General features: G+C 67.9%; 9 protein-coding genes. 7 read left to right on the top strand and 2 right to left on the bottom strand.

The annotated features are described in order from the left end of the window. Positions 1-102 precede the first annotated feature (102 nt). The gene (locus tag IEZ04_RS33325; RefSeq protein ID WP_189220725.1) at positions 103-1,092 is read right to left on the bottom strand and encodes an Lrp/AsnC family transcriptional regulator; all 990 of its coding nucleotides are present in this window, start codon (positions 1,090-1,092) and stop codon (positions 103-105) included. A gap of 92 nt (positions 1,093-1,184) precedes the next feature. Between IEZ04_RS33325 and IEZ04_RS33320 the strand changes: the two genes are divergently transcribed. From IEZ04_RS33320 to IEZ04_RS33295, 6 genes are all read left to right on the top strand, one after another. Next, positions 1,185-1,760, top strand: a complete 576-nt coding sequence (locus IEZ04_RS33320) for a flavin reductase family protein (RefSeq protein WP_229821458.1) — start codon at positions 1,185-1,187, stop codon at positions 1,758-1,760. A 156-nt stretch (positions 1,761-1,916) separates the two neighbouring features. Next, on the top strand, positions 1,917-2,483 hold the full coding sequence (locus IEZ04_RS33315) for a nucleoside 2-deoxyribosyltransferase (protein ID WP_189220724.1): 567 nt from the start codon (positions 1,917-1,919) through the stop codon (positions 2,481-2,483). A gap of 53 nt (positions 2,484-2,536) precedes the next feature. Beyond that, the gene (locus IEZ04_RS33310) at positions 2,537-3,430 is read left to right on the top strand and encodes a beta/alpha barrel domain-containing protein (protein ID WP_189220723.1); all 894 of its coding nucleotides are present in this window, start codon (positions 2,537-2,539) and stop codon (positions 3,428-3,430) included. Continuing rightward, positions 3,427-4,275, top strand: coding sequence for a creatininase family protein (locus IEZ04_RS33305; protein ID WP_189220722.1), 849 nt, complete (start codon positions 3,427-3,429; stop codon positions 4,273-4,275). Before IEZ04_RS33310 ends, IEZ04_RS33305 begins: the two co-directional genes overlap by 4 nt. After that, positions 4,272-5,585 (top strand): NtaA/DmoA family FMN-dependent monooxygenase, encoded by a 1,314-nt coding sequence (locus IEZ04_RS33300; protein ID WP_189220721.1) that lies wholly within the window; start codon positions 4,272-4,274, stop codon positions 5,583-5,585. The genes IEZ04_RS33305 and IEZ04_RS33300 overlap by 4 nt, the downstream gene beginning before the upstream one ends. Before the next feature lie 14 nt (positions 5,586-5,599). Continuing rightward, a complete protein-coding gene (locus IEZ04_RS33295) occupies positions 5,600-6,205 on the top strand; it encodes a malonic semialdehyde reductase (protein WP_189220720.1) in 606 nt (201 codons plus the stop codon). Positions 6,206-6,225: 20 nt separating this feature from the next. Here IEZ04_RS33295 and IEZ04_RS33290 read toward each other — a convergent pair whose 3' ends face one another. Continuing rightward, positions 6,226-6,594: a winged helix-turn-helix transcriptional regulator gene (locus tag IEZ04_RS33290; RefSeq protein ID WP_229821457.1), complete on the bottom strand. Its 369-nt coding sequence runs from the start codon at positions 6,592-6,594 to the stop codon at positions 6,226-6,228. Between the two features lie 182 nt (positions 6,595-6,776). On the opposite strand from IEZ04_RS33290, the gene IEZ04_RS33285 reads away from it, so the two are divergent. Next, on the top strand, positions 6,777-8,255 hold the full coding sequence (locus IEZ04_RS33285; protein ID WP_229821456.1) for an MFS transporter: 1,479 nt from the start codon (positions 6,777-6,779) through the stop codon (positions 8,253-8,255). The last annotated feature ends 58 nt before the right edge of the window (positions 8,256-8,313 follow it).

Here is an 8,313-nt window from a genome sequence, read left to right as displayed (position 1 = left end):
CGAAGATGTGCTTGGTCGTCGTGGCGGTGCTGTTTCGGAAAACAGAGGGCGGCATGGCCAAAGGGGGGCTCCCGTGGTCGCGGTCAGTGGGGCGGTGTGACTTCAAGAGCGCGTGCTGTTCGTGGCAGGGCCGCTGGCGGACAGCCGTTGGGTGATCTCCAGGTCGGAGTCGAGGATGTGCGGAAGCGTTCCCAGCGTGTCCACCATGAAGCCGTACAGGTCCGTCTCGTGCTCGACGCACACGTCTGCGAGCAGGTTGTACCGTCCCGTCACGGCGGCGCAGTAACGGACGTCGGGACAGGCGGCCAGGGTGGTTCCGACGGTTTCGATGCCCGCTGGATGGACTTTCAGCTGTACGCGCGCCTCCACTGAACGACCCAGCAGAGCCGGCTCGACGACCGTGCGCAGGTGCAGCACCCGACGCTCCAGCAGTGAGGTGATCCGTCGTCCCGCTGTGGCCGTGGAGAAGCCCAGTTCCCTGGCCAGTTCGATGAGACTGATGCGCGCGTTCCTCGTCAGGACTTCGGCGACGCACGTGTCGGTGGGAGTGACGTCGTACCGGTTCGCCAGGCCGGGCAAGGGCTGGACCAGACTCGCCCGCAAGCGCTTCTCCTCTTCCTTGGTCAGGACGGGGGCATGCCACTCGGCCGCGCTCATAAAAGGGCGCAGTGTGATGTGCGCGCTGAGCACGTCGATACCGGAGAGGCTGGGAGTGCCATCCGTCGGCGAGAACCGCGGAGACGACCGGGACTCCAGCAACTCGCACCACAGGTGACCGGCCCCTCCCGCCACAGCGGTGACGTTAAGCACGTCAGGATGCCTTGCCAATCCTTCGAAGACGCTTTCTAGACAGTCTGTTGACGTCTTCAGCCGCAGTTGGACTGTGCGGCCCAGCCCGCTCCGCACGGGGTCGTACTCGGCCGTACAGCGCATGACACCTGTGTCCAGGAGCCTTTGCAGACGCCGTGCCACCAGTCGCTCATGCTCACCGAGGATGCGCGCCACTTCCGCCACGCCTGCCCGCGGGTTGATCTGCAGCGCGGCAGTGATCCGCTGGCTGAGACCGTCAAGTATGTCGGAATCGTTCATCATGAGCGCATGATGGCAGGATCTTTATCCCCCGTGCCAGGACTGTTGTCGGAATCAATCCCCTGAGGCACACTGATCAGCCGTCACCAACAGTGATGCATGGTGAGCTTGTTGCATCCGACCTGGCTGTACGGCCCGAGAGGACAGAGCTTTTGTTAGGCGACGGTGTCTCCGCAGCAGTGCAGGATCATGTCACGCCCGATATGTTCCGCTCCGTCATGGGGCAGTTCTGTACCGGCGTCACGGTAGTCACCACCATGGGGCCCACGGGGCCCGTCGGGTTCACCTGCCAGGCGTTCTCTTCGCTCTCCCTCGACCCGCCGCGCATCATCCTGTGCGTCAGCCGCACCTCAGCGAGCTGGCCCACCATCAGGGACAGCGGGTCCTTCTGCGTCAACGTGCTGGCACAACAGCAGCAAGCGCTCAGCGAGCGGTTCGCGCGGTCCGGCGGTGACAAGTTCCGCGATGTCGCCTGGATTCCGTCGCCGGACGGCGCCCCGCGGCTCGCCGACGCCACCGCGTGGATCGACTGCGGCGTGCACGCCGAGCACGACGGCGGTGACCACCTCGTGGTGATCGGTGACGTGCTTCGGCTCGAGGCGCCGGCCGAGCCACGGGAGCCTCTGCTGTACCACCGCGGCCGGTACACGCGGATCGCCGACATTCCCTGATCGATACACGGCACGACCGACGCCGTCGGCCGGGCGGCAGGGAGCACACCTCTCTTCGCGATCGACCGCCGGCGCTCACGGGTGCGCGCGGACATGCGTAACTCCACGCGCGCCCAGCCTTTCGATTACCCACCTTCTGCCAAGGAGCGAACACTCATGGACAGCACCCAGGCCACGGACGTGACGGCCGCGCACAAGACCGGACTTCTCACGGGACTCGACGTCTTCGTGGGCGGTCCGATCCAGCACGCCATCCTGCAGGACGGCTTCGTCGGCCACTTGCAGGACGCGATCACCACGGCGATCCAGACGGTCACGGAGAACGGCGCCAACGTCTTCTCGGCCCACGTCGTCGAGAAGTTCGGAGCCGAGACCGCCGCCTTCACCCCGGAGCAGGTCTCCGTGCGTGACTTCCGCTGGATGCGGAAGTGCGATGTCTTCGTGCCCGTCCTGCCGCTGCTGGAGGACCAGACCCTGCGGCGGACCGATGGGACCCATGTCGAACTCGGCTGGGCCACAGCCCTCGGCCGTCCCATCGTCATCATCACCAAGCAGCCCTTCGTCGAATCAGCGAGCCACCTCCTCAAGGGGCTGTACCGCGTGGGTTCGGTCCGCACCATCGACTTCGACGAGTTCACCGAGAAGCCGAGTCTGCTCATCGACGCCGTGCTCAGCGCTACCGAACGGCAGCGTGAGGCGGTCAATGCCAGCCTGGTCGCCTAGACGACCGTCCCGCCCACGCAGAACATCCGCTCACCCGCCGGACGGAGTTACGAGTGCGCGACGTGTCAATCCTCGGCCTGCAACTGGCCAATCCCGTGATCGTCGGATCCGGGTTGCTGACGGATCAGGAACGCAACATCCGCCGACTCCTGGAGAAGGGGGCCGGAGCCGTCGTCACCAAGACCATCCACCCCAGTCCACCCCAGGGCCTCGACGAACGCATTCTGCGCCTGCCCGTCGGCATGCTGAACAGCACCACCTACTCGAAACGGTCGGTCAACCACTGGCTGCACGTGCTGCGGTCCTTCGCCGAGGACCGCCTGCCCGTCATCGCCTCCCTCCACGCCGACACGCCGGCCGAACTCGCCGCTCTGGCCAAGGACGTCGAGACGACCGGCTGCCCGGCCCTGGAACTCGGCATCTCGTGCCTCAACGAGGAAGACGGCCTGGAGGACGACAACCCCGACCGGGTCTACGCCTACACCTCCGAGACCCGCAGCCGGACGACGCTGCCCATCTCCGTCAAGCTGGCCATCGGCGAAGGGCTGCAGGAACGGGTGCGTGCCGCCATTGCCGGCGGAGCCGATGCCGTCACCCTCAGCGACACCATCGCCGGTGCGGCCGTGTCCCCCACGACCGGGCAGCTGGAACTGGGCGGTGTCTTCGGCTACTCGGGCCCCGGCCTCAAACCGCTGGTCCTGGCAGCTGTCTGGCAGCTGCGAAGGAGGGGCATCGACCTGCCCGTCATGGGCTGCGGCGGGGTGAGCAGCGGCCGTGACGTGGCCGACTACCTCAGCGTGGGAGCGAACGTGGCGCAGGTGTACACGGCGCTGCACACCGACATGTACCAGACCCTCGAGCGCATCCTGGCCGAGACCCGCGACCTCGTCGGGCCGCAGGGCACCGCCCCGCTCACCACCGGAAGACCGCAAGGGGCGACGCTATGACGCATCAACACTCCGCTGTGCGGCGGCTCACGGACCTGACCAGTGCCCAGGTCGCCGACGCCGTGCGCGGGCGTACGGTCGTATGGCCCATCGGGGCGATCGAGCAGCACGGCCCGCATCTGCCGCTGTCCGTGGATCTCATCCTGGCCGAGAGCATCGCTGCCGAGATCGCGCGGGAACTCGACGCGTTCATCCTGCCGGCGCAGGCGGTCGGTGCCCGGTCCCTGCCGCAGAGCGGCGGCGGACTGTTCTTCCCCGGCACGGTGTATGTCGCTGGGGACACCCTGATTCGGTTCCTCCGCGAGACGCTCCGTGCGATGGCGGCACTCCCCATGGCCCGCCTCATCGTGGTCAACGGGCACTACGAGAACGAGCCGTTCCTCTTCGAGGCGCTGGACCAGGTACGCGAACAAGGGCTGCTGGACGGCACGGAGGTCTTCGCGTTCAGCTGGTGGAGCCTGGTACGGGACACCTGGACCGACGCGGAGATCACCGAGTTCCCCGGCTGGCACGCCGAACACGCCGGAGTCACCGAGACCAGCCTCATGCTCCACCTGCGTCCCGACCTCGTCACCGACGAGCGCCCCGATCACGACGCGCCGCCCCGGGCGGGCATCTATCTGCATCCGATCGACGTCGAGCAGACCACCCACCGCGGCGTCCTGTCCTCCACATCGGGCGCGAGTCCCGATCTCGGGGAGAAGCTGTTGCGTCATGTGGTCGACGAGGCGACGGCCCTGGTGCGGGACGGGAAGGGCCTGCTCTTCGCCCAGACCCGGCCCGACCGCCGCCACCCGGGCCCGCGGCAGCAAGAAACCATTCGCTCCGGAGGAAAGCAGCTGTGACGCGGAAATTCCACCTCGCCTGTATCTTCAACTTCACCCCGGACGACTGGCAGGGACCATTCGGCACGGGGGGCTCCCCCTGGGACGGCCGGTTCCACACGGAGGTCGCACAGGCGCTCGAACGGGCCTGCTTCGACTACGTGATCATCGAAGACAAGCTCATGGTCCCGGAGAGCTACGGCGGCTCTTCGGAACGAGCACTCCGGCAGGGCATGGTCGTTCCCAAACACGACCCGGTCCCGCTGGCCGTCGCCATGGGACTGGCCACCTCCCATCTGGGCATCGTCGCCACGCTGTCGACGCTGGCGTACCCGCCGTTCATGACCGCGCGACTGGCCTCGACGATGGACAGCATGCTCGGCGGCCGCTTCGGCTGGAACATCGTCACCAGCGCCGAGGACCTGGCCGCGCAGAACTTCGGCCTGGAGAAGCTGCCGTCCCGGGACGTTCGGTACGCCATGGCGGACGAGTACGTCGACGTGGTCCGTGAGCTCTTCGCCTCCTGGGACAAGGACGCCGTCGTTCTCGACCGGGAGAAGGGAATCTACGCCGACCACACCAAGGTCCGCCCGATTCACTTCAAGGGCGAGTACTTCAGCGTGCGCGGACCGCTGAACACCGTGCCCTCCCCGCAGCACCGCCCCGCCTTCGTCCAGGCCGGGGCCTCGCCCCGGGGCCGTGCCTTCGCCGCCCGCAACGCGGACTCGGTCATCGCCATCGCCAACGGTGTGACCGGGATGAAGCAGTTCCGTGACGACGTGCGGGCACACGCCGCGGCAGCCGGCCGGGACCCCGACGACGTCAAGGTGCTCTTCTGCGTGACGCCCACGCTCGGCGAGACCGAGCAGGACGCGCGGGACAAGTACGAGCGGATGATCAGCTCACCGCAGTTCATCCACGACATCCTCGCCGAGACATCCGCACTGACAGAGATCGACTTCTCCCAGTTCGATCTGGACAAGCCGCTGCCCTACCGGTTGGAGACCAATGGTGAGCAGGGATCGCTGGACCAGCTCCAGCAGTGGGGCAGCGGCAAGACCCTGCGGGAGCTGGTGATGGATGCAGCCGGGGGGCTGGTCTCCTCGGTGGAACTGGTCGGCACGCCGGATCAGGTGGCCGAGCGGATGGGTGAGGTGATGGAGGAGGTCGGCGGGGACGGCTTCATGCTGACAACCCCGGTACTCCGGCTGAACCGCCGCTGGGTCGCCGAGGTCACCGACGGCCTGGTGCCCGCCCTGCAACGGCGCGGTCTGACCCGTACGAGCTATTCGCCCGGGCACACGCTGCGGCAGAACCTCGCTGAGTTCTGACCCGGTACGGCGAAATGCACGCGACACATCGACTGGACCTGGACGCGACCGCCCAGGACCTGCTGTTCCGGCAGGCCTACACGGCAGACCGGTTCACCGACGAACCAGTCCCCGACGGCACGGTCCGAGCCGTCTACGACCTCGTCAGACATGGCCCGACCGCTTTCAACCAACAGCCGCTCAGGATCTGCCTGCTCCGTTCCCCGGAGAGCCGGCAGCGCCTGGCCGCGCATCTGTCGAGGAGTAACAGGGAAAAAACCGTCAGGGCGCCATTGACCGCACTGCTGGCAGTGGACAACGAATTCCACCGAAGACTGCCGGACCAGTTCCCTCGATTCCCCGCTGCGGTGGACCTGTTCTCGGAGAAGCGGGCCCTACGGGAACGTTCGGCACGGCTGAACGGCGCCCTGCAAGCCGCGTACTTCATCATCGGGATACGGGCGGCAGGACTCGCCGCCGGGCCCATGAGCGGTTACGACGAGGACGGCGTCAACCGTGAGTTCTTCCCGGACGGCACCTGGTCCACGCTGCTCGTGGTGAACCTGGGTAGACCCGCGGTAGCCGGTTCACGGTCACGCGGCCCGCGCCTCACCTACGAAGAGGTCTGCACGGTGCTGTGACGTGGCGGCCCTCGCCCTGCTCACGCGGCCGGGCGAGGGCCGGACGGCGGCTCCTGACGACGCACCGTCTCCTGGTACCACCGGCCCCACTTGTCCAGCTGTTCCGTGATGGAGTCCAGGCTGTGTCCGACGTCGGTCAGCGCGTACTCGACCCGCGGCGGAACCTCCCGGTAGACGGTCCGCGTCACCAGGCCGTCGGCCTCCAGCTCCCTCAGCTGTCGGGTCAGCATGCGCTGGGTGATGGCCGGCATCGCGCGCCGGAGTTCGCCGAAGCGACGCTTCCCCGGTACCAGCTGTTTCAGGATGGCCAGTTTCCACCGGCCTCCCAGAACCTCCATGGCGAACTCGATCGCGCAGTAATCCGGCGCTTCCTCGACGCTGGAACGCACAGCTGACCTCCATTGGTATACCGAACGACACTAGGGGACACGAATGACCGTACTTGTGACCCCTGCCGATACATACCGAAACTGAGACTATGTTGAACAGGGATGCGTCCGCGCCGGAGCGTGCGCCGCGCAGGGGGGAGCAGCCGACCGCAGCGCCACGGCGGCGGTGGCTGGTCCTGGCCGTGGTGTCAGGCAGTCTGTTGCTGTGCGGTATCGACCTCACCGTGCTGCACGTCGCCGTACCGAGCATGAGCCGGGATCTCCAGCCCAGCGCCGCGCAGTTGCTCTGGATCGTCGACGTGTACTCGCTGGCACTCGCCGCGCTGCTCGTCACCTGCGGGACACTGGGGGACCGTATCGGCCGGCGCCGCATGGTGCTGAGCGGTTTCGCCGCCTTCGGTCTCGCCTCGGCGGCGTGCGCTTTCGCGACATCGACCGGGCAGCTCATCGCCGCGCGCGCGGCACTTGGCGTCGCCGCGGCGATGATCATGGCATCGACGGTGGCGATCATCAGGGTCGTGTTCACTGACGACCGTGAGCGGGCTCTCGCCATCGGCGTGTGGACCGCCGCCCACAGCGTAGGGGCGACGATCGGACCGCTGCTCGGCGGGCTGGTTGCCGAGAAGTGGGGCTGGGGCGCGGTCTTCCTGGTGAACGTCCCCGTCATCGTCGTCATCCTGGCCGTCGGCGCCCGCGTCATCCCGGAGTCGAAGAATCCCGTGCCCCGCCGCTGGGACCTGGCCAGCGTGGCACTGTCCGTCACCGGCCTGGCCGGTGTGGTCTACGCGCTGAAGCAGGCCGGCGAGCACGCGGGCGTGAACACCGCGATCCTCGTCACGGCCCTCGGCGGAGCCGCACTGCTGTACGCCTTCGTCCACCGCCAGCGGCGCCTCGCGGAGCCGCTGCTCGACTTCTCCCTCTTCAACGAGCGCCGCTTCACCACCGCCACCTTGTGCGTCATCGGCTGCTTCGGCAGCTACGTCGCCCTGCTGTTCTTCCTCACCCAATGGCTGCAACAGGTGGGCGCCTACTCGCCGCTCCTCGCCGGACTGTCGCTGATGCCCCTGGCCGCGGCCAACGCCGTCGGCGCGGTCACCGCGCCCTGGGCGGCGAACCGGTGGGGCAACCGCAAGGCGCTCACCGCAGCGCTCTCCCTCTTCGCCCTCGCGTACGCGGCCATCGCCGTCGTCGGCGACACCGCCCGCTACGACATGCTCCTCCTGCCGTTGCTCGCCGCGGGATACGGCGCCGGCATCGTCATGACCCTGGGCGCCGACGCAATCATGAGCGCCGCGGAGCCCGACCGCTCCGGCGAAGCCGCCGCCATCCAGGAGACATCCTTCGAGCTCGGCGCAGGCCTCGGCGTCGCCGTCCTCGGCACCGTCCTGACCATCGTCTACCGCACCAGCCTGCCCCCGGTGTCCGGCCTGTCGACGGGGGAGCGAGCCCACGCCGAGGAGTCGTTCACCGCGGCTGAGGATGTCACGGCACACCTGCCCTCCCCGACCGCGGACGCCGTGCTGCACTCAGCCCGCCAGGCCTACGACCACGGCTTCACCGCCGTCGCGGTCATCGCGGCAGCCGGCCTGACCGCCACAGCCCTCCTGGCCGCCGTGCTGCTCCGCCCACGCGAGGAGGGGCAGCACGCCATTGGAAGGTGATGGGCGCACCGCTCGCACCCCGCGCAGGCATCCGCCGTCGCACTGGACCCTTACCGTG

The sequence above is a fragment of the Streptomyces ruber genome (assembly GCF_014648075.1).
Classification (GTDB): domain Bacteria; phylum Actinomycetota; class Actinomycetes; order Streptomycetales; family Streptomycetaceae; genus Streptomyces; species Streptomyces ruber.
Note: the sequence above shows the minus strand (reverse complement) of the source record. Positions and strands in the feature narration are given on the sequence as shown.